At 69.1% G+C, this 23,862-nt stretch carries 26 protein-coding genes and 1 tRNA gene; 15 read left to right on the top strand and 12 right to left on the bottom strand.

What is annotated here, in order from left to right; translation table 11 throughout:
- Both AB0M51_RS30410 and AB0M51_RS30405 read left to right on the top strand, forming a co-directional pair.
- Nucleotides 1–633: a hypothetical protein gene (locus tag AB0M51_RS30410; RefSeq protein ID WP_344188961.1), complete on the top strand. Its 633-nt coding sequence runs from the start codon at nucleotides 1–3 to the stop codon at nucleotides 631–633.
- Between the two features lie 610 nt (nucleotides 634–1,243).
- On the top strand, nucleotides 1,244–1,561 hold the full coding sequence (locus AB0M51_RS30405; RefSeq protein WP_344188962.1) for a MerR family transcriptional regulator: 318 nt from the start codon (nucleotides 1,244–1,246) through the stop codon (nucleotides 1,559–1,561).
- Nucleotides 1,562–1,588: 27 nt separating this feature from the next.
- Here AB0M51_RS30405 and AB0M51_RS30400 read toward each other — a convergent pair whose 3' ends face one another.
- The 4 genes from AB0M51_RS30400 to AB0M51_RS30385 all read right to left on the bottom strand — a co-directional run bounded on the left by AB0M51_RS30400 (nucleotide 1,589) and on the right by AB0M51_RS30385 (nucleotide 5,574).
- Nucleotides 1,589–2,140 (bottom strand): DUF4240 domain-containing protein, encoded by a 552-nt coding sequence (locus AB0M51_RS30400; protein WP_363751485.1) that lies wholly within the window; start codon nucleotides 2,138–2,140, stop codon nucleotides 1,589–1,591.
- Nucleotides 2,141–2,194: 54 nt separating this feature from the next.
- The gene (locus AB0M51_RS30395) at nucleotides 2,195–3,670 is read right to left on the bottom strand and encodes a hypothetical protein (protein WP_363751483.1); all 1,476 of its coding nucleotides are present in this window, start codon (nucleotides 3,668–3,670) and stop codon (nucleotides 2,195–2,197) included.
- Nucleotides 3,671–3,796: 126 nt separating this feature from the next.
- Nucleotides 3,797–4,741, bottom strand: a complete 945-nt coding sequence (locus tag AB0M51_RS30390; RefSeq protein ID WP_363751481.1) for an aldo/keto reductase — start codon at nucleotides 4,739–4,741, stop codon at nucleotides 3,797–3,799.
- Between the two features lie 29 nt (nucleotides 4,742–4,770).
- Nucleotides 4,771–5,574 (bottom strand): alpha/beta hydrolase, encoded by an 804-nt coding sequence (locus tag AB0M51_RS30385; RefSeq protein WP_344188965.1) that lies wholly within the window; start codon nucleotides 5,572–5,574, stop codon nucleotides 4,771–4,773.
- A 73-nt stretch (nucleotides 5,575–5,647) separates the two neighbouring features.
- Between AB0M51_RS30385 and AB0M51_RS30380 the strand changes: the two genes are divergently transcribed.
- Nucleotides 5,648–6,295, top strand: a complete 648-nt coding sequence (locus AB0M51_RS30380; RefSeq protein ID WP_344188966.1) for a TetR/AcrR family transcriptional regulator — start codon at nucleotides 5,648–5,650, stop codon at nucleotides 6,293–6,295.
- Here AB0M51_RS30380 and AB0M51_RS30375 read toward each other — a convergent pair.
- The gene (locus AB0M51_RS30375; protein ID WP_344188967.1) at nucleotides 6,275–7,345 is read right to left on the bottom strand and encodes a LacI family DNA-binding transcriptional regulator; all 1,071 of its coding nucleotides are present in this window, start codon (nucleotides 7,343–7,345) and stop codon (nucleotides 6,275–6,277) included. The two genes, AB0M51_RS30380 and AB0M51_RS30375, sit on opposite strands and share 21 nt — an antisense overlap.
- 194 nt (nucleotides 7,346–7,539) lie before the next feature.
- Between AB0M51_RS30375 and AB0M51_RS30370 the strand changes: the two genes are divergently transcribed.
- The 6 genes from AB0M51_RS30370 (at nucleotide 7,540) to AB0M51_RS30345 (ending at nucleotide 13,322) form a co-directional block, all read left to right on the top strand.
- The gene (locus AB0M51_RS30370) at nucleotides 7,540–7,866 is read left to right on the top strand and encodes an L-rhamnose mutarotase (RefSeq protein ID WP_344188969.1); all 327 of its coding nucleotides are present in this window, start codon (nucleotides 7,540–7,542) and stop codon (nucleotides 7,864–7,866) included.
- Nucleotides 7,867–7,869: 3 nt separating this feature from the next.
- On the top strand, nucleotides 7,870–9,033 hold the full coding sequence (gene rhaI / locus AB0M51_RS30365) for an L-rhamnose isomerase (protein WP_344188970.1): 1,164 nt from the start codon (nucleotides 7,870–7,872) through the stop codon (nucleotides 9,031–9,033).
- Nucleotides 9,034–11,067, top strand: coding sequence for a bifunctional aldolase/short-chain dehydrogenase (locus AB0M51_RS30360; RefSeq protein WP_344188971.1), 2,034 nt, complete (start codon nucleotides 9,034–9,036; stop codon nucleotides 11,065–11,067).
- A gap of 49 nt (nucleotides 11,068–11,116) precedes the next feature.
- Entirely contained in the window at nucleotides 11,117–12,565 is a 1,449-nt protein-coding gene (locus tag AB0M51_RS30355) for a rhamnulokinase family protein (RefSeq protein WP_344188972.1), read from the top strand.
- Nucleotides 12,566–12,571: 6 nt separating this feature from the next.
- Nucleotides 12,572–12,814: a LuxR C-terminal-related transcriptional regulator gene (locus AB0M51_RS30350; RefSeq protein ID WP_325036210.1), complete on the top strand. Its 243-nt coding sequence runs from the start codon at nucleotides 12,572–12,574 to the stop codon at nucleotides 12,812–12,814.
- Between the two features lie 61 nt (nucleotides 12,815–12,875).
- Complete coding sequence (locus tag AB0M51_RS30345) at nucleotides 12,876–13,322, top strand: hypothetical protein (protein WP_344188973.1); 447 nt, start codon at nucleotides 12,876–12,878, stop codon at nucleotides 13,320–13,322.
- Here the strand turns inward: AB0M51_RS30345 and ilvA are convergent.
- Complete coding sequence (gene ilvA / locus AB0M51_RS30340) at nucleotides 13,319–14,590, bottom strand: threonine ammonia-lyase IlvA (protein ID WP_344188974.1); 1,272 nt, start codon at nucleotides 14,588–14,590, stop codon at nucleotides 13,319–13,321. The two genes, AB0M51_RS30345 and ilvA, sit on opposite strands and share 4 nt — an antisense overlap.
- Before the next feature lie 232 nt (nucleotides 14,591–14,822).
- Here ilvA and AB0M51_RS30335 point away from each other — a divergent pair, with 232 nt between their 5' ends.
- Nucleotides 14,823–15,689: an HIRAN domain-containing protein gene (locus AB0M51_RS30335; protein WP_344188975.1), complete on the top strand. Its 867-nt coding sequence runs from the start codon at nucleotides 14,823–14,825 to the stop codon at nucleotides 15,687–15,689.
- A gap of 47 nt (nucleotides 15,690–15,736) precedes the next feature.
- Here AB0M51_RS30335 and AB0M51_RS30330 read toward each other — a convergent pair whose 3' ends face one another.
- Complete coding sequence (locus AB0M51_RS30330; RefSeq protein ID WP_344188976.1) at nucleotides 15,737–16,558, bottom strand: NAD(P)H-binding protein; 822 nt, start codon at nucleotides 16,556–16,558, stop codon at nucleotides 15,737–15,739.
- 75 nt (nucleotides 16,559–16,633) lie between these two features.
- Here AB0M51_RS30330 and AB0M51_RS30325 point away from each other — a divergent pair, with 75 nt between their 5' ends.
- The 4 genes from AB0M51_RS30325 to AB0M51_RS30310 are packed head-to-tail and all read left to right on the top strand — an operon-like array spanning nucleotide 16,634 to nucleotide 18,279.
- A complete protein-coding gene (locus AB0M51_RS30325; protein WP_344188977.1) occupies nucleotides 16,634–17,053 on the top strand; it encodes a MarR family transcriptional regulator in 420 nt (139 codons plus the stop codon).
- A 14-nt stretch (nucleotides 17,054–17,067) separates the two neighbouring features.
- A complete protein-coding gene (locus AB0M51_RS30320; RefSeq protein ID WP_344188978.1) occupies nucleotides 17,068–17,298 on the top strand; it encodes a hypothetical protein in 231 nt (76 codons plus the stop codon).
- 4 nt (nucleotides 17,299–17,302) lie between these two features.
- Nucleotides 17,303–17,884, top strand: coding sequence for a class I SAM-dependent methyltransferase (locus AB0M51_RS30315; protein WP_344188979.1), 582 nt, complete (start codon nucleotides 17,303–17,305; stop codon nucleotides 17,882–17,884).
- Nucleotides 17,881–18,279 carry a GNAT family N-acetyltransferase gene (locus AB0M51_RS30310; RefSeq protein ID WP_344188980.1) on the top strand — a complete coding sequence of 133 codons (399 nt, stop codon included), beginning with the start codon at nucleotides 17,881–17,883 and terminating at the stop codon, nucleotides 18,277–18,279. Before AB0M51_RS30315 ends, AB0M51_RS30310 begins: the two co-directional genes overlap by 4 nt.
- Here the strand turns inward: AB0M51_RS30310 and AB0M51_RS30305 are convergent.
- The 4 genes from AB0M51_RS30305 to AB0M51_RS30290 are packed head-to-tail and all read right to left on the bottom strand — an operon-like array spanning nucleotide 18,276 to nucleotide 22,194.
- Entirely contained in the window at nucleotides 18,276–19,235 is a 960-nt protein-coding gene (locus AB0M51_RS30305) for an alpha/beta fold hydrolase (protein ID WP_344188981.1), read from the bottom strand. The two genes, AB0M51_RS30310 and AB0M51_RS30305, sit on opposite strands and share 4 nt — an antisense overlap.
- A 4-nt stretch (nucleotides 19,236–19,239) precedes the next feature.
- The gene (locus AB0M51_RS30300) at nucleotides 19,240–19,698 is read right to left on the bottom strand and encodes a hypothetical protein (RefSeq protein WP_344188982.1); all 459 of its coding nucleotides are present in this window, start codon (nucleotides 19,696–19,698) and stop codon (nucleotides 19,240–19,242) included.
- A 34-nt stretch (nucleotides 19,699–19,732) separates the two neighbouring features.
- Nucleotides 19,733–20,707 (bottom strand): hypothetical protein, encoded by a 975-nt coding sequence (locus tag AB0M51_RS30295; protein ID WP_344188983.1) that lies wholly within the window; start codon nucleotides 20,705–20,707, stop codon nucleotides 19,733–19,735.
- Between the two features lie 56 nt (nucleotides 20,708–20,763).
- On the bottom strand, nucleotides 20,764–22,194 hold the full coding sequence (locus AB0M51_RS30290) for an LCP family protein (protein WP_344188984.1): 1,431 nt from the start codon (nucleotides 22,192–22,194) through the stop codon (nucleotides 20,764–20,766).
- Nucleotides 22,195–22,690: 496 nt separating this feature from the next.
- Here AB0M51_RS30290 and AB0M51_RS30285 point away from each other — a divergent pair.
- A tRNA-Ser gene (locus AB0M51_RS30285) sits at nucleotides 22,691–22,780 on the top strand.
- Nucleotides 22,781–22,906: 126 nt separating this feature from the next.
- On the opposite strand, the gene AB0M51_RS30280 is transcribed toward AB0M51_RS30285, so the two are convergent.
- The gene (locus tag AB0M51_RS30280) at nucleotides 22,907–23,851 is read right to left on the bottom strand and encodes an LLM class flavin-dependent oxidoreductase (protein ID WP_344188985.1); all 945 of its coding nucleotides are present in this window, start codon (nucleotides 23,849–23,851) and stop codon (nucleotides 22,907–22,909) included.
- Nucleotides 23,852–23,862: the final 11 nt, after the last annotated feature.

Below are 23,862 nucleotides of genomic sequence, written 5' to 3'. Positions count from 1 at the left end.
GTGGATCTCACCAGGGCCTCACTCCTCCGGGAGATGCTGAGCGGCACCGAGCTGGGTAACCGGACCACGGAGTTCGGGTACGCGCTACGGCGGTTCACCACGCGACGGAGCGGGCTGATGCTGTTCGGGCCGGTGGACGAGGAGCCCTGGCACCTCACGGCGCACCTGGACGACGAGCTGCGCATGGCGGGCGTCGAGGACATGCGGCCGTCGCTGGTTCGCTGGGCACCGCCCCCGGATGCGCCACCGCACCTGGCGATCGGGCTGGACCGGTTACGCGACGCCGGTCGTGGCGAGTCGTTGCTGGTGGTCGCCGAGGACGCTCCGGCCGACACGCTGCTGGAGCGGATCAGCGACGTCCGGAAACGCGGTACGACGATCTTCAGCATCGGCAACGGTGACAAAGAGCTGACGTCGCTCAGTCACGAGACCCTGGTGCCGGAGCTGCTGGTGCCGGACGGGTTCGGGTGGACGACCCGGGAGCTCGAGCCCGAGGCCCCCACCATTGCCGAGGGCTTCGAGACCGCCCAGCACCTGGTCAGCCTCGCAGCCGCCGACGACGAGGCCGGCCGCTCCGGCTGGCGCCGCCGCCTCCGCAACGCCATCGAGCGGCTCAGCGGCGAACCCGCCTGAAGTTTGCCCCGGCGAAGCTCCGCTGAAGAGTTCCCAAAATCTATGGTGGCGACATTAGACATTTGGCGAGGTGGGGGATAGTGTTCTTCATGTCGACAGAGAACAACATCGAAGCTGAGGCGGACAGCTACCGACCTGTCCAAAGTTGTGGAAGTTGCAGTAGGTGGGACGGCGGACTCCGCCGAGCCGATCAGTGAAGGGGCTCGGGTTTCACGCCAGGACCCGATGCGGGCCGGAGCCGGTGGTTGAGAAGGGTTCCAGGCTTGACGGGTGAAGTAGCAGTAGGAAGTACGCAGTAGCAGTAGTTGGTTGTAGTTCCAGTAGGTAGCGGTACGAGGTACACGAAGGTCAGGATCAAGCCGTCGGATACCCGCCTGTGCCAGCACTTCGCCGGGCGGGTTCCGCGGTCGTCAAAGGGAGGTGGTCTTCGGTTACGCAAGGTTGTAGTCCCGCAGGGTCAGCTTTTCTTTCGGCGCGCTGCGGATCTGTAAGGGCCGGCCTCAGGGCTGGTTGATGGTGACAATCCATAAACCCCAGGGCCCCGGTGCTTCGGCACCGGGGCCCATCGGCATGGAGGTGTGATGCCCCGAATCTGCACACGGAGACAGTGATGAGTTCAACCCCGACCACCGGCCCGGCCAATTTCGACGATGAGGACTACCCCGCCTTCACCATGGGCCGGGCCGCCGAGATGCTCGGCACCACGCCGGGCTTCCTGCGAAGCCTGGACGAAGCCAAGCTGATCACCCCGCAGCGCTCCGAGGGCGGCCACCGCCGCTACTCCCGCTATCAGTTGCGGCTGGCCGCACGCGCTCGCGAGCTGGTGGACCAGGGCACTGCGCTGGAGGCGGCCTGCCGGATCATCATCTTGGAGGACCAGCTCGCCGAGGCCCTTCGCATCAACGAAGAGATACGCAAGCAGAACTAGTGTCCTGCTGAATCGGCCGGGGCGTGGTCAGGCTTCGAGATAGAGGGCTGCGAGGCGGGGTAGATGCGTCTGGAGCTCGTCCGAGTCGTCGAAGTCGATCTCCTCGCCGGCCGGCACGTCCGGGGTGTCCGGCGCCTCGGCGTCGACGGCCTTCCAGTACGCCGTTTCGTCGCCGGTCGCGTTCTTGTACGCGTGACTCCCGACGTGCAGCATCCCTTCCCCGTCGAAGCCTTCGAACCCTTCCGGCCGGTCCTCGTCCACCACGTCGGCGAGCGAGTCCGGGTCCGCGAGCGCGGCGTCCCACACCTCCCGCCCCTGCGCGATCAACCAGCCCCGGAACGAGTCGAACCCGTCCTCCGAAGCACCCGAGTTGATCAGGTACGCCGCCGCCCACAGGTCCCACCGGTACGACTCGACCTGCAACCGCGCCAGCTCGGTCCCGAACCCGGCGATCACCTCGGCCCGCTCGGCACCCAGCACCTTGGCCAACGCATCCGCAACCCCGTCCGGATCAGCCACAGTGTCATCCACCGAGGCACGCGCTTCCTCGACCAGACCCCAGAACCTGTCCCTGTCCACCTACAAACCATCTCACCGACCCCGGGTCCAACGGGAGGGTGAAAGCGATGATCTTCAGCTGGACGGCTCCGGTTCGGCTGACCGGCTCGCCAAACCCGCCGGTGTCCGCTGATCGAGGATCGTAGAGTCCGCCGGCCCATCGTGACTGCCCTCCGGCGTCGGCTCGGCCAGGTCGACAGCTTCGGGCTGCAGCTGCTCGGTGTCGGCTCCGTCCTGCGACGACAACGCCGTCGACGTCAGCGCCGCGCGTTCGTCCGGCTGCTCCGGGTTTTCCCGCAGCCGCGGTGGCGCCGCTGTCCAAGCTCGCAGGTCCTGCAGGATGTCGCCGTAAAAGGCGTCGATCGCGTTCTCCACCGAGTCGATGAACGATCCACGCCCACGTCCGCGCTTGCTCCCGAGCGCCGATCCGAGCGCGACCCGGAACGACCTCAGTTCCTTCTTCGGGTCCTCGATCAGCAACACCGGCTGATCACGGACGGCGCGTAGAAGTTCCGCCGTACCCGCGCCGCGACCATGCATCACGGACGCCTCGATCCTGGTCGCGTCCGGCGCGTGCCGCAGCTGCCGGAGCAGCCAGTTGACGCGCGTCGTGGCACGCCCGTCCCGCGGCGCTGCGATATCGACGTGGCAGGTGACCGTGCCGGCCCGGAGGTCAGCGGTGACGACCAGTGGTCCGACGGCGTTCGGAATGTTGATGGCTCCCTGCAGGGTCCCTTGCGTACTCATCGACTGGATGAGTGCCTGCGATCGGAGCATGGGATCGGCAAGTTCCTTGCGGGACAGCGCCGGGGTGACGTCCTCACCCAGCTTCCTGCCGAGCTGCAGGCTGACGTATCTGAGCAGTGCGTCGAACCGGCCGGCTACCTCGGGAGCACATTTGTCACCAGGGCGGAGCGTGCCAGAGGCAACTGCTTCCCGAGTTGCCACCCAGGAAGGCCCCATGTCGTCGAACTGCAGAGCTCCGGAGCGCGGGTGTTCGAGGTAGCGAATCAGCTCGCCGAGGATCCACGCCTGGTCGGGGTCGGCGACCCCTCGGTGTTCCTTCTGGAGGACGGCTTCCGCCAGGATCATCGACCAGGACCAGTGGTGCAGAGCGACGCGCTTGAGCTTGCGCTTGTCGACCTTGGTCGGGTGCATCCCGGCGATGGCAGGAATCTCGTTCGAGATCGTGACGACCGCGTCGAAGGCCTGTTCGCGAGCAATGTCGAGGTAGGCCTCGAGTTGCTCGGCGTCGAGTGCGTTGACCCCGGTCTTCACCTCGACGAGCGCTGTCCATTCCTTCTGCCCGCGGCGCGCCCGCAGCAGGCCGTCCGGATAGAGTCGTCGCTCGCCGAGCTGGAACGGCACCTCGATGTACGTCTCCAGTTGACCGGCCGGCGCACCCAACGGCTGGGTCAGAACCCGGCCGAACTCGCGCACCGACGACATCACCGCAAGGAGCGCCGAGGTCGCTCGACGCTCCTGCTCGTCGGCGCCGTTGATTCCGGATGTCGGTATCAGGCGCGCCTGATGCCAGCTTTCCTCTGCCATGTGTTGTCCCCCACGGGCTCGTCCCGGCAGACCCCCCACAGGCCCGCATCACCGTGAACAGCCGTCGAATCCGGTACCTTACGCCACTCGTCACGCTGCGTGAAGGGGCCGACCGGAATCTGGTCTTTACCACACCTCGTCGAGTTGTTGGCGGTGGGAGGTGGGGAGTTGTAGTTGGGCGCCGGTGAGGGCGGTTTCGAGGTAGGTGGGTTTGCTGATGCCGACGATGGGGGTGACGGGTGGGGTGCCGCCGGTGAGCCAGGCGAGGACCACTGCGGAAGGGCTCGTGTTGAGGGAGGACGCGACGTCGTTGAGGGCCTCCAGGCGGCGGGTGGTGCCGGGGTGGGTGAAGGCGGGGTCGAGGGGTCGGTCGGGGCGGTTCTCGTAGGTGCCGGACATCAGGGGGCTGTACGCGAACAGTTGCTGCTCCGGGTTGGTTTCGGCGTAGTCCAGGACCTCGTCGGTGATCCAGCCGAACCGGTGGTCGTGGGAGTGGTCGCGGACGAACGGGCGGGGCTGGAGGTACGAGTAGCGCAGCTGGAGAGCAGTCGGGCCCATGACGCCTTGGTCCAGGGCCAGGCCGCGCATCCGTTCGACCCGCCAGAGCGCGTAGTTCGACAGGCCGATGCGGCCGACGGTGCCGTTCTCGGCGTGCTTGCCGAAGGCGGCGACCGTCTCCTCCAGCGGGGTGGACCGGTCGTCGCGGTGTGCCCAGTAGAGGTCGATGTGGTCGACGCCCAGCCGCCGCAGCGAGGTCTCGAGGGCCGTGTCGATCGCCTTTGTGCTCAGGCCTTCCGAGTGCTCCGGATAGCTGCCCGGCCAGAGCGGCTCGCAGCCGACCTTCGTCGCCAGCTTGATCCGGTCCCGTACGCCGGGCCGCTGCGCGAGCCACCGCCCGAGCAGCTCCTCGCTCTGACCGCCCTGTCCGCTCGGGTGCTGCCAGAACGCGTAGCAGTTCGCGGTGTCGATCCACTCACCGCCCGCGTCCACAAACGCATCCAGCAACCGGAACGAGGTCTCCTCGTCGATCCGCGTCCCGTACTCCATCGCGCCCAGCGCAAGATTCACCATGCGCCAGATCCAACAAGCTAGAGCGCTGTCTAGGTCAAGTCCGCGAACTCCCGCAGTACCGGCGCCAACGTCGCCGCCTCGGCCGAGTGGTTCTCGCCCGGAATCGCCTTCAGTGTTGCCGACGGCAGATTGTCCGCGACCGCACGCGCCCCGGCGGACAGCGCCGGCCAGGTCTTGTCGCCGTACAGCACCAGGACCGGCACCTTCACGTCCGCCCAGCGGTCCGACGGCAGCGGGTCGCCGGACATCGTGCTGCCCATGATGCGGCCGTCGTACGCGATCGTGTGCGCGATCTCCTCCAGCGGTGCCCAGTACGGCGACTGCTTCATCCCGGCGACCGCCTCCGCGGGCATCCCGGCGGCCGCGGTCATGAACAGCTCGGCGGCCTTGTCCCGGCGCCCCTCGGCGACGAACGCGTCCAGCTGCTCGACGTAGTCCGCCGGCAGCGGCGGCCGTACGTCGTCGACGACAACCGGCGGCTCGAACAGTACGAGACCCGCGACCGGCAGCCCGGCCGCCGCGGCGTCCAGCGCCAGCAGGCAGCCCGACGACCAGCCGAACAGGATCGCCGGCCGCCCAGCGTCCTCGATCAGCGCGCCGAGGTCCTCGATCTCGCGCGCGATCGTGTACGGCGCGGTGTCGGTGCTCTCGCCCCGCCCACGCCGGTCGTACGCGTACGTCCGGAACCCGTCGCTCAGCAGCTGCCCGACCTCGCCGTTGACCGGATTCACGGCCCGGTGCGCGGTCGCGCCGTCGACGAGGACCAGCGGGCGGCCGGCGCCGTACGCGTCGAAGCCGATCGTGGTGCCGTCAGCCGATGTCACAGTGCTCATTGCTCTCTCCTCACCTAGAACTAGACCGTACAGTACTGCGCAGAGAACTGGACTGTCTAGTATGATTTCGGGCATGGAGCCAGAGCTCGAGGGCCGGACGCCCCGCAAACGCCGCGCGATCCTGGCCGCCGCGACCGAGGTGTTCCTCCAGCACGGGTACCTCGGCGCGAGCATGGACGAGGTCGCCGCGAAGGCCGGCGTCTCCAAGCAGACCGTCTACAAGCAGTTCGAGAACAAGGAACGCCTGTTCGCCGAGATCGTCCTCGGCACCAGCGACCAGCTGCTGGACGGCCTCTTCCAGGCGTACGTCGACACCCTCGAGGACGCCGCCGACGCCCGGGAAGGGCTGCGGGCGCTGGCGCACCGGCTGCTGCAGAGCCTGACCGCCGACAACGTGCTGCAGCTCCGGCGACTGGTGATCGCCGAGGCGGACCGGTTCCCCGAGGTGTGCGGCGCGTGGTTCGACAGCGGCTTCGAGAAGTCGCTCGAAGCGCTCGGTCAGGCGCTGACGAGGCTCAGCGACCGTGGTCTCCTGAAGCAGCTGGACGATCCGACCCTCGCGGCGTACCAGTTCGCCGGGCTGGTGATGTACAAGCCGATGAACCGCGCGATGTTCGCCGGCACCCGGCAACGCGTCGACAGCAGCGAGTTGCAGAATCTCGCCGACCAGGCGGCCGACGTCTTCCTTGCGGCCTACGGCTCAGAGGGTCCCGCGCGTTGACGTCCGCACCACGAGCTCCGGCGTGAACGTGACCCGCTGGTGCTCGTGGTCCGGGTTCGACGACTCGTCCAGCAGCAGCTCTGCTGCGGTCCGGCCGAGCAGCTGGCGCGGTTGCCGGACCGACGTCAGCGGTACGGCGGCGGCCTCGGCGAACTCGATGTCGTCGTACCCGACGATCGCGAGATCCTCCGGGACGCGCAGGCCGAGGCTCACGCACTGTTGCAGCAAACCCAACGCCAGCAGGTCGTTCGCGCAGAACGCGGCGGTCGGCCGGCGGTCCGCGGGCAGCCCCGCAAGTCGTTGCCCCGCGCCCCTACCCTCGGCGACTGTGAGCGCCCCGGTGGTCAGCTCGATCAGCTCGGCGATCGGCCTCCCGGCGGTCCGCAGCGCGCGCCGGGCGCCGTCGCGCCGGTCGACGACCTGGCCGAGTGTGTTCGGCCCGCCGACGTACGCGATCCGTTGGTGCCCGAGCTCGAGCAGGTGCGAGATCGCCAGCTCACCGCCGAGTACGTCGTTCACCGCGACCGAGCAGTGCGTGGCCTCGTCGAGGGTCCGGTCCACGACCACCACCGGCGTACCGCGGGACGGCAGTTTGCGGAGCCGGGACGAGTGCTGGTCGATCGGCGTGATCAGGATGCCCTGCACGCGCTGCTGCTCGAGCAGGTCCAGGTACGCCGCCTCCCGGTCGGCGTCCTCGCTGCTCGTGCAGAGGAACACCGAGAGCCCGGCCGCCTGGGCCGCCTCCTCGACGCCCTTCGCGACGTCGGTGAAGAACGGGTTGCCGGCGTCGAGCATCAGGTACGCGAGGATCCGGCTCGACCCGGCCCGCAGCTGCCGGGCGGACTCGTTCCGGACGAAGCCGAGGGAGGCCATCGCGGCCTCGACCTTGGCGCGGGTCAGCGGGCTGACCACCTCCGGCCGGTTCAGCACGTTCGACACGGTCCCGAGCGAGACTCCGGCGGCGGCCGCGACGGCCTTCACGCCGGCCGCGTGAGGCTTCGGGGCGGGCCGCCGGCGGGTGCGTTCGGGCAGGGCTTCCGCATCGTCCACGGATCGCCACCTCCCTGCGCACTTGAAACGTGTTAGCTGCCGAAGAATACCCGGTTTCCCCCGGATCTCCGTGTCGATGGTCCGGGATCGGACGTAAAAGCTGGGCAGGCTCTTGACTCCTGCCCGTACGCCCGCTTAGCGTCAGGGCACGCTCTTGAAACCTTTCACAGACCGCCCACAGCAGAGGTGCCGCCGTGAATCGTTACTGCTTCTGCCTGCAGGTCCGGCCCGACCGGCTCGACGAGTACGTCGACCGGCACCGCAACGTGTGGCCCGACATGCAGGCGGCGCTGCGCGAGTCCGGCTGGCACAACTACTCGCTGTTCCTCCGCGCCGACGGCCTGCTGGTCGGGTACGTCGAGTCCGAGGACCTGGAGGCGGCGCAGCAGGCGATGGCGGCGACCGAGGTGAACGCCCGCTGGCAGGCACAGATGACCGAGTTCTTCCAGGGCATCGACGGCCGGCCCCCGGACGAGTCGTTCCTGCTGCTGCCCGAGATCTTCCACCTGAAAGAGGACTGACTCATGACCCCCGATGCCGCGAAGGACGCGCTGAGCCGCCAGGAGATCGAGCTGCCCTCGTGGGCGTTCGGGAACTCCGGCACCCGGTTCAAGGTCTTCACCCAGCCCGGCGTACCCCGGTCGCCGGAGGAGAAGATCGCCGACGCGGCCGTCGTCCACAAGTACACCGGCGTCGCGCCGAGCGTCGCGCTGCACATCCCCTGGGACAAGGTCGACGACTACGCGGCACTGTCGGCGTACGCGAAGGAGCAGGGTGTCCGGCTCGGGGCGATCAACAGCAACGTGTTCCAGGACGACGACTACAAGCTCGGCAGCGTCACGAACCCGGACCCGGCGGTCCGCCGGAAGGCCACCGACCACCTGCTCGAGTGCGTCGACATCATGGACCAGACCGGCTCCCGGGACCTCAAGCTGTGGTTCTCCGACGGCACCAACTACCCGGGCCAGGACGACATCCAGGACCGGCAGGAGCGACTGGCCGAGTCCCTGAAGGAGGTGTACGACCGGCTCGGCGAGGACCAGCGGATGCTGCTCGAGTACAAGCTGTTCGAGCCGGCCTTCTACACCACGGACGTGCCGGACTGGGGTACGTCGTACGCGCACTGCCTGGAACTGGGGCCGAAGGCAACGGTCTGTATCGACACCGGGCACCACGCGCCGGGGACCAACATCGAGTTCATCGTCGCGTTCCTGCTGCGGGTGAAGAAGCTCGGCGCGTTCGACTTCAACAGCCGGTTCTACGCCGACGACGACCTGATGGTCGGGGCGGCGGACCCGTTCCAGCTGTTCCGGATCATGAACGAGATCGTCCGCGGCGACGCGCTCGACCCGGACGCCGGGATCGCGTTCATGCTCGACCAGTGCCACAACATCGAGGAGAAGATCCCCGCGATCATCCGCTCGGTGATGAACGTCCAGGAGGCCACCGCGAAGGCGCTGCTGGTGGACCGCGACGTACTGCGCACAGCCCAGCGGGAAGGCGACGTGCTCGGCGCGAACGCGGCGCTGATGGACGCGTACAACACCGACGTCCGGCCGCTCCTCGCCGAGCTGCGCGAGTCGCAGGGCCTGGACCCTGACCCGGTCGCCGCCTACAAGCGCAGCGGCTACTTCGAACAGATCAGCAAGGATCGCGTGGGCGGTCAGCAAGCCGGATGGGGAGCATAAGTGAGTGACACCGCGGCCGAACTCGTTGCGCGCAGCAACCGACTCGGCGCCGATCCACGCAACACCAACTACGCCGGCGGCAACACGTCGGCGAAGGGCACCGAGACCGATCCGGTGACGCAGCAGCCCGTCGAGCTGCTCTGGGTGAAGGGGTCGGGCGGCGACCTCGGCACCCTCACCGGCAAGGGGCTGGCGGTACTGCGGCTGGACCGGTTGAACGCGCTCGTCGACACCTACCCCGGTGTGGACCGCGAGGACGAGATGGTCGCCGCGTTCGACTTCTGCCTGCACGGCAAGGGCGGCGCGGCGCCGTCGATCGACACCGCGATGCACGGGCTCGTCGACGCACCGCACGTCGACCACCTGCACCCGGACTCCGGGATCGCGCTGGCAACCGCGGCCGACGGCGAGAAGCTGACCGCGGAGTGCTTCGGCGACCGCGTGGTGTGGGTGCCGTGGCGGCGCCCCGGGTTCCAGCTCGGCCTGGACATCGCGGCCGTCAAGCGCGACAACCCGCAGGCCATCGGCTGCATCCTCGGCGGCCACGGCATCACCGCGTGGGGCGCGACCTCGGAGGAGTGCGAGGCCAACTCCCTCGACATCATCCGGACGGCGGAACGGTTCCTCGCCGACCGTGGAAAGCCCGAGCCGTTCGGTCCTGTCGTCGCCGGCTTCGAGGCCCTACCGGCGGACCAGCGGCGTGCCCGCGCGGCCGCGCTGGCGCCGGTGATCCGTGGGCTGGCGTCGACCGACAAGCCGCAGGTCGGCCACTTCAACGACTCCGACGTCGTGCTCGAGTTCACCGCCCGCGAGAGGCTGGCCGAACTGGCCGCGCTCGGCACCTCCTGCCCGGACCACTTCCTGCGGACGAAGGTCCGTCCGTTGGTGCTGGACCTGCCGGCAACCGCTCCGGTCGAAGACGCGATCGCCCGGCTCAAGGAGCTGCACGCCGCCTATCGGGAGGAGTACGCGGCGTACTACCACCGGCATGCCGAGGCAGACAGCCCGGCGATGCGCGGCGCGGATCCGGCGATCGTACTGGTGCCCGGCGTCGGGATGTTCAGCTTCGGTAAGGACAAGCAGACCGCGCGGGTGGCCGGCGAGTTCTACGTGAACGCGATCAACGTGATGCGCGGCGCCGAGGCGGTCTCGACGTACGCGCCGATCGACGAGCGGGAGAAGTTCCGGATCGAGTACTGGGCGCTGGAAGAGGCGAAGCTGCAGCGGATGCCTCGCCCCAAGCCGCTGGCTACCCGGGTGGCGTTCGTCACCGGTGGCGGGTCGGGCATCGGCAAGGCGATCGCACAGCGGCTGGCCGCCGAGGGTGCGTGCGTCGTGGTCGCGGACCTCGACCAGGCGGCGGCCGAGGCGGTCGCGAAGGAGATCGGCTCGACCGACGTGGCGGTCGCGGTGGCCGCGGACGTGTCCTCGGCGGACGCGGTCGAGGCTGCGCTGCGGGAGGCCGTGCTCGCGTTCGGCGGCGTCGACCTGATCGTCAACAACGCCGGCCTGTCGATCTCGAAGTCGTTGCTGGAGACAACCGAACGCGACTGGGACCTGCAGCACGACGTGATGGCGAAGGGCTCGTTCCTGGTGTCGCGGGCGGCCGCGAAGATCCTGATCGAGCAGGGCCTGGGCGGCGACATCGTCTACATCTCCAGCAAGAACTCGGTCTTCGCCGGCCCGAACAACGTCGCGTACGGCGCCGCGAAGGCCGACCAGGCGCACCAGGTCCGGCTGCTCGCCGCCGAGCTCGGTGAACACGGCATCCGGGTCAACGGCGTGAATCCCGACGGCGTCGTCCGCGGCTCCGGGATCTTCGCCGGCGGCTGGGGCGCCAAGCGGGCCGCGGTGTACGGCGTACCGGAGGAGGAGCTCGGTGCGTACTACGCGCAGCGGACCCTGCTGAAGCGCGAGGTGCTGCCGGAGAACGTCGCGGCCGCGGTGTTCGCGCTGACCGGTGGGGAGCTCACGCACACGACCGGTCTGCACGTGCCAGTCGACGCCGGCGTGGCTGCCGCGTTCCTGCGTTAGGAGCCGTCCGGATGACCCAGCTGCAGCTCGACCTGACGGTGGTGTCACCGTGAAGCGGGTCGCGGCCGTCGACCTCGGCGCCTCGAGCGGACGGGTGATGCTCGGCGAGGTCGGTGCCGACGTACTGCGGTTGCGCGAGGTGCACCGATTCTGGAACGGTCCGGTCGAGGCCGACGGCACGCTGCACTGGGACATCCACACGCTCTACCGCGAGATCGTCCGCGGGCTGCATCAGGCGGGACCGGTCGACAGCGTGGGGATCGACTCCTGGGCCGTCGACTACGGGTTGCTCGATCGGTCGGGTCGGCTGCTCGGCAATCCCGTTCACTACCGGGACTCGCGGACGGACGGCGTGATGGAGCGGGTGCTCGCACAGGTGCCGGCGGCCGAGTTGTACGCCGTCACCGGGCTTCAGCAGCTTCCGTTCAACACGATCTACCAACTGTCCGCCGAGCCGTTGCTCGGTGAGGCGGCAACGTTCCTGATGATCCCGGACCTGATCGCGTACTGGTTGACGGGTGAGGTCGGGGTGGAGCGGACGAACGCCTCTACTACCCAGCTGTACGACGTGCTGGCCCGGGACTGGAGTGATGAGCTGATCGCTCGACTGGGTGCGGGCGCGGGCGGCTGTGCGCCGGCGGGCGTGCGGGGGATCTTTCCGGCGTTGCGTGAGCCGGGGGACGTGATCGGGGACATGCTGCCGGATCAGACCGGCTTGGCGTCCGGGATCCCGGTGATAGCGGTGGGGTCGCATGACACCGCGTCGGCCGTGGTGGCGGTGCCCGCTGACGGGGAGCGGTTCGCGTACATCTCGTCGGGGACCTGGTCGCTGGTCGGGCTCGAGCTCGACTCGCCGGTGCTGACCGACGAAGCACGCGAGGCGAACTTCACCAACGAGGGTGGTGTCGACGGCCGGATCAGGTTCCTGCGGAACGTGATGGGCCTCTGGATCCTGCAGGAGTGCCAACGGGTCTGGGGCGACGACCTCGACAACCTCCTCCGCGCGGCGGTCGAGGCCCCGCCGTTCGCGGTGCTGATCGACCCCGACGCCCCCGAATTCCTTGCTCCCGGCAACATGCCGGAGCGGCTCGACGAGCACTGCGTACGGACCGGGCAGGAGCCGCCGCGGACCCGGGGCGCCGCGGTACGGTGCATCCTGGAGAGCCTGGCGCTCGCGTACCGCCGTACCGTCCGGTCCGCGCAGACGATCGCCGACCGCGACGTCGACGTACTGCACGTGATCGGGGGCGGTTCGCAGAACGAGCTGCTCTGCCAGTTGACCGCCGACGCGTGCGGCGTACCGGTCCTCGCCGGACCGGTCGAGGCGTCCGCGCTCGGCAACGTACTCGTCCAGGCTCGCGCCCTCGGCGAGCCCCTCCCGGACCTGGCCGCGATGCGCGCCCTGGTCCGGTCCACCCATTCTCTGCGGCGCTACGACCCGCAGGGCAAACCGGCCGACTGGGACGCCGCCGAGTCCCGGCTCTTCGGAACCAGGTGATCAGCAATGACCGTCCTCCCCCAGGAACTTCGACCGGTAGCGCGCCGGGTGCCGCCGCGGGAGATCAGCCACGACGACCTGCAACTGCTCCGGCTGCTCGCCACCGGGCTGCCGGTCGACGGTGTCGCCCGGCGCCTCGACCTGTCCGAGCGCACTGTCCGCCGCCGGACGCGCCTGATCTGTGACCGCCTCGGCTTCAGTACCGCGATCGAAGCCATCGTCTGGGCCGCCCGCCGCGGTCTCGTCTGAGAGGTGTCGGGCGACGACGACCGGGTACCGGTGGTTCTGATCATCGAACCGAGGAGTACCGATGAACGGAATGACCATTGTCTGGATCGTCGTCGCCGTGGCGGTGCTGGTAATCCTGGCCGCCCTGGTGGCCGTCGCCGTGTCGCGGCGTTCGGAGCGTCGCGCCGAACAGGAGGCGTACGAACACGAGGAGCAGGCGCGGGCCGGCGCCGCGCAGGCCGAGAAGCAGGCCGCGATCGCCGACGAGGTGGAAGCCCGGGCGCGGAAGGCGCAGGCGGACGCCGACGAGCAGGCGGCCAAGGCACATCGGCTGGCCGCCGGCGCGACCGAACGCCGGGACGCCGCTGAGCAGGCGCGTGCCGTGTCCGAGGAGCACCGCAGCCAGGCCCAGAACCTCTGGCCCGACGACGGGTCCAGGAACCGTGAGGGCCAGCCGGTCGACCCGAACTGGGACGACGGCACGCACCCGCACGACCCGCGGCACGCGCGGCACTCCAAGCACGACTAGATCAGGTACCTGAACTCCGGGGAGTTCGGGTTGATGCGTTCGATGTCGAGCGGGGCGGCTTCCATCCGGCCGAGCAGGCCGGGGAGGTCGTCTCGGGCGCCGATCTCGATACCTACCAGTGCGACGCCGGTCTCCCGGTTGTTGCGCTTCACGTACTCGAACAGCGTGATGTCGTCGTCCGGCCCGAGCGTCTCGTCGAGGAACGTCCGCAGCGCGCCGGGCTCCTGCGGGAACGTCACCAGGAAGTAGTGCTTCAGCCCTTCGTACACGAGCGATCGCTCGAGGATCTCGCCGTACCGGCTGACGTCGTTGTTCCCGCCGGAGAGCAGGCAGACCACGGTCTCCCCGGGCCGTACGTCGAGACCGTTGCCCAGGGCGCTTGTCGACAAAGCGCCCGCCGGCTCGGCGATCAGCCCGTCCGTCTGGTAGAGCGCGAGCATCTCCGAGCACACCAGGCCCTCGGGCACGGACCTCAGCTCGACGCCGGCCTCCCGCACGAGCGGGAGCGTGACGTCGCCGACCCGGCGTACGGCGGCACCGTCGACGAAGCTGTCCAGCTGCGGCAGCGTCACCGGCGTACCGGCCTCGAAGGCCGCGGCCATACTCGCCGCGCCGCCCGGCTCGACGCCGACGATGCGGACGCCGGGATGCCGCTCCTTGATCCACGTTGCAACCCCTGCAACGAGACCGCCGCCGCCGACCGGAACCACGAGTACGTCGGGCGCGTGGCCGAGTTGGTCGACCAGCTCGACGGCCACGGTCCCCTGCCCCGCAACGGTTCTCGGGTCGTCGAAGGCCGGCACCATCGTCGCGCCGGTGGCCTCGCCTTCGGCGGCGGCTGCCGCGGCGGCGTCGTCGTACGTGTCGCCGGTGACGATCACCGTGATCTGCTTGCCGCCGAGTGCGGCGATCCGGTCCCGCTTCTGCCGCGGTGTCGTCCGCGGAACGTAGACCTTGCCCCGGACGCCGAGGATGTGGCACGAATACGCCAGCCCCTGACCGTGATTGCCTGCGCTCGCGCACACGACACCGGCCGCCTTCGCCGTGTCGTCGAGCTGCGCGATCAGGTTGTAGGCGCCACGAAGCTTGTAGGAGCGGCCGATCTGCAGGTCCTCGCGCTTCAGCCACACCTCGGCGCCGGTACGCTCCGACAGGCGCAGATTGCGTTGTAGCGGGGTCCGGACGGCGACACCGTCCAAGCGCTTGACCGCGGCCTCGATCGCGTCGGCGTCAACCGTCGGTCGAGCGACTGAACTACTGCCCTGCATGACGTTCCTTCCCGTGCATCTGCACGATTCTCGCCGATTCGCTCGCTGCCCAAGACGATCCGCGTCCAGAGTCCGGACGACGGGATTCCTTTTGCGTTTCAGACTCTTGCACCATGCGTGAAACGGCTCTTCACGGGGCAGTCTAGTTTTCATACGCTCACGCGGTGTAACGGCCAGGCCCCTGGATCGGATGAGCCGGGTGAAGCGGGTCAGTGAGGACTGGAGGGCACAGATGGGACTGATTCCGTTCAGTCTGTGGGGAGACGCCCTGTGGTGTGGTCAGGAGGTCGTGCGGGAAGCCCCGCACGAGCAGGCGATCCGTAGCCTGTTCCCGGACCCCATCCCGGCGCGTGGCGCAGATCTGGACACCGAGGCGGACCTCGTCCCGGAACCGCACAACCGTTTCGACCCGCGGTCGATCGCCGTTCGGGTCGAGGGCAAGGTTGTCGGCTATCTGCCGAGGGACGACGCGCACCGGTACCACCCGGTGCTGTCGGAGTTGGTGGCGCAAGGCCTGCAACCGCGGGTGCCGTGCCACCTGTGGGTGAGTGAGTGGGAGCCGGCGGACTGGGAAGGCAGAGGCACCCAGGGCACCGCGTTCCATGCCAGCGTGGCGATCGCCCTCGGGCAGCCGCACATGCTGGTGCCGGTGAACCTGCCCCCGCCAGGCAGTTTTCACCTGCTGCCGCCCGGGAGCGGCATCGTGGTCCCGGGCAGCGAGGTGCATCCCGACGTACTGGCACCGTTCTTCCGTCCGGAGGGCGAGTGCTGGGCGTATGCCACCATGCACGCGATCGAGGAGGAGGACAGCATCCAGGACCGGCACCGGATCGTGGTCGAGATCCGGCTCGACGACGAACCGGTCGGCCGGCTCAGCGCACGGCTGAGCGCCGAGTTCCTGCCGGCGATCCACTACCTCGCCGACATGCGTGCCGAGACCGCCGCCCGGGTGGCCGTCCGCGGCGACCGTTCCGCATCGGAGGTGATCCTGTACGCGGCGCGGAGTCACGACCTGCCGGCCACCTGGCCGGACGGCCTGGCCCGCTCCCCAGTCGCGTCCCCGCAATGGCACTACTGGGCAACGAAAGAAGCCAACTAGGCGGCTGCGCAGTACTGACCATGCCTCACCAGGCCGGTACTGCGGAGCTACTTCAACAACCGCAGGTTGTCGTCGCACCAGGCCGCGAACGTTCGCGCTTCGCGGCCGGTGAGACGGCGTACGACGTCTGTCCGCAGGCCGACCGTGTCCGCTCGCATCAACTGCAGGCCCTCGACGATCGCGGCCGCGAGTTCCGGTGGCGCCCCGTCGGGGTAGCGGAAGCGGACCGCGTCCTCGGGGGTCTCGATCGGTCGTACTTCGAGGGGACGACCAATCGCTCTGCCGAGGATCGCGACCTGTTCGGCGAGCGTGAGCGCCTCCGGGCCGGTGACCGTGTATGCCGGATCGTGGCCGTCCTCCAGCAGTACGGCGGCCGCGACCGCGGCGATGTCCACAGGGTCGACCGGTGCCGCCCGCCCCGGGCCGATCGGGTCGAGGACGTAGCCGCCGGCGTGGATCGTCGGGAGCCAGTCGGCGGTGTTCGTCATGAACCCGGTCGGCCGGAGGAATGTCGCCGGGATCCCCGATGCGCGGATCAGTTGCTCGCGTTCGTGATGCCAGCGGCCCATCGCGGGCACCGGGTCGCCGAGGACGGCGTACGACGAGAGGTACACGATCCGCTGGACGCCGGCTGCCCGGGCCGCGGCGACGGCGTTCGTGGTGTGCGTGAGGCCGGTGCCGGGGACGAGCAGGAACAGCCTCTCGACACCGCGCAGGTCGAGCGGCCCGTCGAGGTCGCCGACCTGTTGCTCGGCGGGCAGGTCCGGGCGGGTGGTGCGGACCAGGGCGCGGAACGCGGCGCCGCGCCGGTTGAGCTCGTCGACGAGGGCCCGGCCGACGTGTCCGGTGGCGCCGGTGACCAGCAGCATGGCAAACTCCTTTACCGGTTAATGATTTCGAAGAACGTTAACCGGTAAACGATCGACTGGTCAAGGAGTACGCCGGTGCCCGAGTTCCTGGAGCTGCACAGCAAGACGTCCAAGCTGCTGCGTGCCGCCGCCGACAACGCCGTACAACGGCACGGCCTGCGACTCGGGCAGGACCATCTGCTCGCCGCGCTGTGGGCGGAGGACGGCCGTACGCCGGGGGAGATCGCCGCCGCGGTGAACGTGACCACGCCCGCGGTCACCAAGCTCGCCACCCGTCTCGCGGAGATGGGACTGCTCGAACGGCGTCCTGACCTCCACGACAACCGGCTCGTCCGGCTCTGGCTGACGCCGGCCGGACGGGCGCTCCAAGCTCCGATCGAGGCCGAGCGCCAGCAGCTCGAGGATCGCATCACCGCGACCCTCACGAAGACCGAACGCGCCCAGCTGATGAAGGCGCTGACGAAGATCAACCAGGCTCTGCTGGACGGTGTGTGACGTAGGTTGGCGGTATGGCGAACACACCGGTGTGCCCGACCTGTGGAGAACCCGGCGTTCCGATCGTGTACGGCCTGCCGACGCGGGGCGCGCGGGCCGCGGCGTCCGCGGGCAAGCTGCGGCTGATGGGTTGCAAGGTGCCATTGGAGCCGGACCGATGGGCTTGTCCGCAGCGCCACACCTGGCGGTCTGGCGACGACGGACAGCTGAGGGCCGCGATCGACGCCGCACTGCGTGAGGACTAGGTGGATGCGCCAACGATGGAACCACAACATCCACTACCATCCGCGGATCCTGCAGACCGTCCCGCCCGGCGCTGAGCGGGCGCTCGACATCGGCTGCGGTGAAGGGATGCTCAGCCGCGAACTGCGCGCCGTCGTACCGCACGTCACCGGGATCGACCTCGACACCCCCAGCCTGGAACTGGCCCGCGGGTACGGCGACGACATCGACTACGTGTGCGGCGACTTCCTCGAGTACCCGCTCGAGTCGTACGACGTGATCGGGTCCGTCGCCACGCTCCATCACGTCGACGCCCGCGCCGGGTTGCTCCGGATGCGCGACCTGCTCCGCCCGGGCGGGGTGATGGTGGTGGTCGGGCTTGCGCGCCCGGTGCTCCCGAAGGACCTCCCGCGCGAGTTGGCCGGCGTCGCCGCGAACTGGGCACACCGCGCGGTCAAGGGCCACTGGGAACACCCGTCACCCGTGGTGTGGCCGCCGCCGGTCACGTACGACGAGATGCGCGCGCTGGCGGCCGAGCTGCTCCTGGGAGCGACGTACCGCCGGCATCTTCTGTTCCGCTACTCGATCACCTGGAAGAAGCCCGCATGATCACGGCCCCGGACGCCGACCTGCTCACCCGCGCCGTTCGCACCTTCATGGACGCCGAGCCCGGCCCCGAGTACCTCGAAACCCCTGGAACACTGGTGTTCGTGGCCACCGACGGCGACGAGGTCACGGGCTGGTGCTGGGGCTCCCAGCTCGCCCGCCCGGACGGTACGTCGATGCTGTATCTCCATCAACTGGAGGTCAGCGACGCACACCGACGGAAGGGCATCGGGCGCGAGCTCGTCAGTGCGTTCATGACCGCCGGTCGCGCGGCGGGAGCGACCAAGATGTTCCTCACCACCGGCGCCCACAACACCCCGGCCCGCAACCTCTACACGTCCTTGGGCGGCGGCCTCGCCACCCAAGGAGCAACCGAGAACTACTGGTTCCTGCTCTAGAGTTTCGCGCCGATGAGTTGGTAGATGTCGTCGTGGGCGCCCGGCAGGTCGTCGTGGCCGAAGTCGGGGTACGCACGGACTTCCTTCGGCGACTGGATCTTGTTGTAGGCGGCGAACTGGGTGGACGGTGGGCAGACCTGGTCCTCGAGGCCGGTGAAGAGGGTTACTTCGGCCTGGATGCGGGGAGCGAGGTGCTGCACGTCGATGTAGCCGAGAGTCGTGAACACCTCGTCCTGGCGCAGATGCCGCGGGTCGCGCTTGCGGAACCAGGTGACGATCTCGTCGTACGGCGCTGTGTCGAGGTTCAGGTCCCACGTGCGCTGGTAGTCGCAGAGGAACGGGTACACGCTCGCGGCGTACTTGATCGTTGGCGTCAGCGCCGCCGCGACCAGCGACAGCCCGCCGCCCTGGCTCCAGCCGGTCGACGCGATCCGGGCCGCGTCGACGTCCGGCAGCGCGCCGATCATGTCGGCCAGCCGCCGCGTGTCCAGGAAGACGTGCTTGTACAGCAGCCCGTCCGGCCCGTCGTCCAGGCCGTGGACCAGGTGGTTGTGCAGCGAGAAACTGTTCGGCGCCTGGGACGGCGTACGGAACCCGACCTGCTCGCGGACGTCGAGCGCCGCGACCGTGAACCCGCGTGCGGCGTACGGCAGCAGATCGACCCACTTCGGCTGCTCGCCGCCGTACCCGTGGAACAGCAACACGGCCGGCCCGGTCGGCTCGGCCGGACGCACAACCTTCGCGTGCACCCGGTACCCGCCGGTGCCGTTGAAGTACAGGTGCTGAGCCTTCGCGGTGGTCAGCGGGAAGTCGTCGGCGTCGACGAACTCGGCATCCGCCGGCACCTCGTCGAGGGCGAGCAGGGCCTTGTCCCAGAACGCGTCGAAGTCCGCGGGCCGCGGGTTCGTGCCCTGGTAGGTCAGGAGTTCGTCGTACGACAGGTCGAAGGAGAGCACCGGATCATTCTGCGCTGTCGGCGTCCTCGGGGGCAGTGCCGTCCCAGATGGTGTACCCGTGCGCCGCGTTCAGCTTGTCGCGGAGCACGGTCTCCAGCGTGCCGACCTGCTTCGGCGGCAGCCAGGAGACCGGTAGCAGGATCGGCTGGTCGGCGTGTTTGGTGCGCAGCACGATCGCCTCGCCGTGCGTGGTCTCGACCCGGCCCACCTCGGTAACGTCGGTCCACGCCGTCCGGACGCCCCGCACGTCGATCTCGTGGTCCCGCAGTTGCGCGACCTTCGGCGGCCGGGCCAGGATCCACAGCCCGGCGAGCGTGATCAGCCCGCCGAGCGTGAGGAACACCGACACCGCGACGGACGGCAGGCCGAACGCCCAGAGCACGGCGGCCACCCCGAGAATGATCACCCCGGCGGCCGGGATCCCGAGGAATCGTCCCGCCCGCATCCGGTACGTCGTCCGCATCGACACAGGATCTCATCCGCTCCGGGCAGCCGGATCAGAAGGCGTCGGTCTCGGACGACGGCGCGTTGCCGAGCGGGGACTTCGTCAGGCTGACCGTCCACGCGTACTGACCGTCGAAGATGTCGTCGAACTTCTGGTAGGCGCAGTTCTCGGTGAACCGGTGGTTCTTCGCGTCCCAGTTCGTCCCGGACTTGAAGTACACGTAGTAGTCCTGGTTCCGGACCCCGCTCAGGGTCGCGGACTTGTTGGCCCGCACGTAGATCGAGGCCTGCGGCTTCCGCGGGTTGCTGGTCGCGACGACGACCACGACGTCGTCACCGGCGTTCCGGATCGTCAGCCGCCCCGAACCGCGCGACCCCGACCGCTGGAACACGTCGCCGTTCTCGCCGCGGCCGCCGATCACGGCCGGCGCGGCCGGCTTGGCCGGTACCGACAACGCGCCGAACTTCACGCCCTTGCCGATCGACTGCTGCACGCTCTGCGCCAGCCCGGCGAACGCGGTCCGGATCCCGGTCTTCGCCTCGTACAGCCGCACGTCGGCCGCCTTCGGCAACCCGCAGCTGGTCTTCGTGTCCCCGGCCTTGCTCAGCTGTGTGGCCGCGTCCCCGGCGTACGCGTCGAATGCATCCAGTACGGCGGGATGCGCGGTCACCAGGCCGCTCGGCGGCGTGATCTTCGCGAGCTCGTTCCGCTCGATCACCACAGCGGCGGCGAGCTGCTTGCGGCCGGCGTCGAACGCCGCGACCGACTGGGCGTTCATCACCCGCGCCACCGACGGCTTGAGGACCTTCTCGACGTTCGTCAACGCCCGCTGGTACATCGGCACCGAGAGCGCTACCGCGGTCGGCGTCGGCTTCGGTGCGGGCTTGGGCGCTGCCGATGTCGGCGGCGTACTGCTGCTCGTCGTGCCGCCGGCCGACGGCGTGCTGCCGCTGTCCGGCTTGGTGTTGCTGCAACCCGCAACGGCCAGGACCGAGATCCCGACCACAACCGCGAACGAACGCCTCACGTCACCCCCAGGTGTGACCAATTTTCATTTTGGTCAATTCTCCCCCGGGGAGGGGTTCAGTTTCCGGTACCGGTCTCGTTCGGGTTGTACGCGCACGCGTCGTTCAGGTTCTGCGCCGTACCCGGGGTCGGTGTGGTCTTCGTCGGCGACGGCTTCTTCGTGGTGCCGGCGGTCGGCTTCTTGGTCGGCTTCGCGGTCGGCGTCGTCGCGACCGGGTTCAGCGACTTCTGGATGATCTGCTGCATCGCCGCGTAGTCCGGGTTCTTGCCGCTCGGGAAGTTCTTGTCCTTGTCCAGGTCGATGTTGGTGACCTTGGCGCTCTTCACCTTCAGCGCCAGCTGGATGAACGCCGGCAGGATCTCCTGCGGGATGTCGGTGCGCAGCAGTTCCTTGCTGGCCTTCGCGATCTCCTGGTAGCTCGTCACCAGAGCCTGCGGGCTCGCGCTGTTCACCAGCGCGTGGATCGTGCAGCGCTGCCGCTCCTGCCGCGACGGGTCGCTCAGCCCGTACCGCCCGCGGGCGAACCAGAGCGCGTGGTAGCCGTCGAGCTTCTGGTTCGGGCCCGGCTCGATGTAGCCGCTCGGCAACTTGTGCCCGTTCGTACCAGGACCCTGGCCGTAGTCGCCGCCGATCGGGACCCGGTAGTTGACGTTCACGGTGATGCCGCCGAGCGCGTCGATGATCTGCTTGAAGCCGGCCAGGTTGACCTGCATGTAGTAGTCGATGTTCAGCCCGAGCGCGGCGCTCGCGGCCAGCTTGACCGCGTCCGCGCCCTCGTTGTCGGTCTGACCGAGGATCCCCGGGTGCTGCTTCGGGATGTTGTCGTACATCGCGTCGAGGTAGTACTCCGGCTGCTCGACGTTGCCCTTGCTCGGGTCCCAGAAGCCGTCTGGGTACACCTTGTGCAGCGGCGAGTTCTCCGGGAACGGCATCCGCATCCAGTTCCGGCTGAGCGAGATCAGCGAGGTGTTACCGGTTTTGGTGTCGATGCTGGCCACGATCACCGTGTCGGTCCGGACGCCGGTCCGGCCGATGCCGTCGTCGGCGCCGAGCAGCAGCAGGTTCAGCCGCGGGGTCTTCTCCCACGGGTCCTTCGCGTTCGTCACCTTCGGCCGGGTCGCACTCTTCGAGTTGCCCTCGGACTGGAACACGCTGCCGACCAGGTCGCGCTGCGCCATCACGGTCTGCGCCGCGACGGTCGTCGGTACGGCGATCGCGAAGCACAGCAGTCCGACCACCATCGAGCCCGCCAGCCGGCCGGTGTAGGTCATGCTGACCGGACGGATCAGCTTGTGCGAGGCCACCACGACCCAGATCCAGCAGGCACCCAGCACGACGACGGCACAGGTCGCGATCAGCAGTTGCCGCGGGGACACCGCGAGTGCGAGCACCGAGTCGCGGTGCGTGAGACCGACGTACGCGCCGATCAGCAGCAGGCCGATGCTGATCGTGAGGACGAACGCGCCGAGCTTCTTCCGGCCGCCCATCAACAGCCCGGACCCGGGGATCAGGGCGCTGAGCAGTGTCAGCCCGATCGCCTTCGAAGCCGTGCGGGCCCGATGAGAGCGAGGCCGGGATCGACCGGCGCGAGGCGCCGACCTCCGGCCGGCTGCGCGAGTACTCCGCGACATAGCTCCGTTTCCCTGATCGACGACGTCACGACCTGCCGTCGGCCGCCGGAGCGACCCACGGTACTTCTGACGCCCACGACACCGATTTGGTTGACGTGATGCTGGCGACCCCCGTCGATGCCCGCCAGCGTACACATCCACCGGCCGACACACCCAAGGTGCCGCCACCGCCACCCAGCGTGGCGCCCGGGTCCCGGCGACTCCTCCCGACCGGCCGCGCGCCTGCCGTGGGCGGCCGCGCGCCGAGGCAGGCCGGTGGGGAGCCGCGTGCCGGGGGGAGCCCGTTTTGGCAGCGGACCGGTCGAGCGGATAGTCTTGGCCGTCGTCGCGTCCCCGGTTGGGGACCGTCGGAGGAGGCGTCGCCTAGTCCGGTCGATGGCGCCCGCCTGCTAAGCGGGTTGAGGGTAACCCCCTCTCGCGGGTTCAAATCCCGCCGCCTCCGCTCTCGTGACCTGTGTCCGCGGAAAGCGCGGACCAGGTCGCGTCGGGTGCTTTCTGGGGGTGCAACCCCCAGACCCCGCCCGGCGGGGCTCCGCCCCCGGACCCCCGGTTGGGGCGCGTGGCTGGGTCAGTCGGGTAACGGCCGCTTTGCTTCTGCGATGCGTTCTACCGTGCGTGGGGTCATCGGGTCCGGGGAGATGATCAGGTGGCTGACGCCCAGGTTCTCGTACGCGGTGATGGCTGCTGGTAGGTCGGCCACCGGGATCGCGTTCGGATTCGGGTCTGTGGATGGTTGGTCCGGGTCGCGGACGAGGATGCCGGCCGTCGTGGTCATCGTGTCGGCCGGGCGGTTCGCCGCCTGGAGGGCTTCGTGGAGGGTCTGCAGGCGTTCCTCGACCGTCGCGGACGGCATGCCGTACCAGGCGGTGTTCCAGGCGTCGGCCCATCGGGCGATCAGGCCGAGCATGCGGGGCCGGTGGCCGGCCACCAGGATCGGGATGCGGTGCGGCGGGGCCGGGTCCAGGGCGGCGTCGGAGACCTTGTAATAGGTCCCGTCGTACGTGACGGTCTCGCCGCGGATCAGGCGGGCCACGATCTCCAGCCACTCGGTGAAGCGGCCGACGCGGTGGTCGGTGGGCAGGCCGAAGGTCTCGTACTCCGGGTCGTGCCAGCCGGCGCCGACGCCAAGGGTCAGGCGGCCGCCGGAGACCTCGTCCAGGGTGACCGCCATCTTGGCCGTCAGCCCGGGATCCCGGAACGAGGCGCAGAGCACCATGTTGCCCAGCTCGACCCGTTCGGTGACCGCGGCGACCGCGCTCAGCAGGGTCCAGCTGTCGTGCATCCCGAAGACCTGGCCGTCGCCGTCGCGGTACAGGAAGTGGTCCGCGATCCAGACCGAGTCCAGCCCGCCCTGCTCGGCCGCCTCGGCGACCGCGCGGACGTCCCGCCACCCCGGCATCCCGCCACCCGGCCCGTCCCCGGCACCGAGCGGAAGCATCACCCCGACCTTCATGTCCGCTGCCCCGAGGGCGTTCGACTCGTGCACGGCCTGTGCGCTCTCCGGGATTCGCATGCGGCCAACCT

Source organism: Kribbella sp. NPDC051137 (assembly GCF_040682535.1).
Taxonomy (GTDB): domain Bacteria; phylum Actinomycetota; class Actinomycetes; order Propionibacteriales; family Kribbellaceae; genus Kribbella; species Kribbella karoonensis.
This window is presented reverse-complemented; position numbering and strand designations above follow the sequence as displayed.

Excerpts from the sequence above, each read along its gene's own strand:
- AB0M51_RS30315 (WP_344188979.1), top strand. The coding sequence starts at position 17,303 with ATGCGCCAACGATGGAACCACAACATCCACTACCATCCGCGGATCCTG.
- AB0M51_RS30395 (WP_363751483.1), bottom strand. The coding sequence starts at position 3,670 with ATGGCAGAGGAAAGCTGGCATCAGGCGCGCCTGATACCGACATCCGGA.
- AB0M51_RS30350 (WP_325036210.1), top strand. The coding sequence starts at position 12,572 with ATGACCGTCCTCCCCCAGGAACTTCGACCGGTAGCGCGCCGGGTGCCG.
- AB0M51_RS30390 (WP_363751481.1), bottom strand. The coding sequence starts at position 4,741 with ATGGTGAATCTTGCGCTGGGCGCGATGGAGTACGGGACGCGGATCGAC.
- AB0M51_RS30310 (WP_344188980.1), top strand. The coding sequence starts at position 17,881 with ATGATCACGGCCCCGGACGCCGACCTGCTCACCCGCGCCGTTCGCACC.
- AB0M51_RS30280 (WP_344188985.1), bottom strand. The coding sequence starts at position 23,851 with ATGCGAATCCCGGAGAGCGCACAGGCCGTGCACGAGTCGAACGCCCTC.
- AB0M51_RS30330 (WP_344188976.1), bottom strand. The coding sequence starts at position 16,558 with ATGCTGCTGGTCACCGGCGCCACCGGACACGTCGGCCGGGCCCTCGTC.
- AB0M51_RS30290 (WP_344188984.1), bottom strand. The coding sequence starts at position 22,194 with ATGGGCGGCCGGAAGAAGCTCGGCGCGTTCGTCCTCACGATCAGCATC.
- AB0M51_RS30320 (WP_344188978.1), top strand. The coding sequence starts at position 17,068 with ATGGCGAACACACCGGTGTGCCCGACCTGTGGAGAACCCGGCGTTCCG.
- AB0M51_RS30345 (WP_344188973.1), top strand. The coding sequence starts at position 12,876 with ATGAACGGAATGACCATTGTCTGGATCGTCGTCGCCGTGGCGGTGCTG.
- AB0M51_RS30380 (WP_344188966.1), top strand. The coding sequence starts at position 5,648 with ATGGAGCCAGAGCTCGAGGGCCGGACGCCCCGCAAACGCCGCGCGATC.
- AB0M51_RS30335 (WP_344188975.1), top strand. The coding sequence starts at position 14,823 with ATGGGACTGATTCCGTTCAGTCTGTGGGGAGACGCCCTGTGGTGTGGT.
- ilvA (WP_344188974.1), bottom strand. The coding sequence starts at position 14,590 with ATGCAGGGCAGTAGTTCAGTCGCTCGACCGACGGTTGACGCCGACGCG.
- AB0M51_RS30385 (WP_344188965.1), bottom strand. The coding sequence starts at position 5,574 with ATGAGCACTGTGACATCGGCTGACGGCACCACGATCGGCTTCGACGCG.
- rhaI (WP_344188970.1), top strand. The coding sequence starts at position 7,870 with ATGACCCCCGATGCCGCGAAGGACGCGCTGAGCCGCCAGGAGATCGAG.
- AB0M51_RS30300 (WP_344188982.1), bottom strand. The coding sequence starts at position 19,698 with ATGCGGACGACGTACCGGATGCGGGCGGGACGATTCCTCGGGATCCCG.
- AB0M51_RS30405 (WP_344188962.1), top strand. The coding sequence starts at position 1,244 with ATGAGTTCAACCCCGACCACCGGCCCGGCCAATTTCGACGATGAGGAC.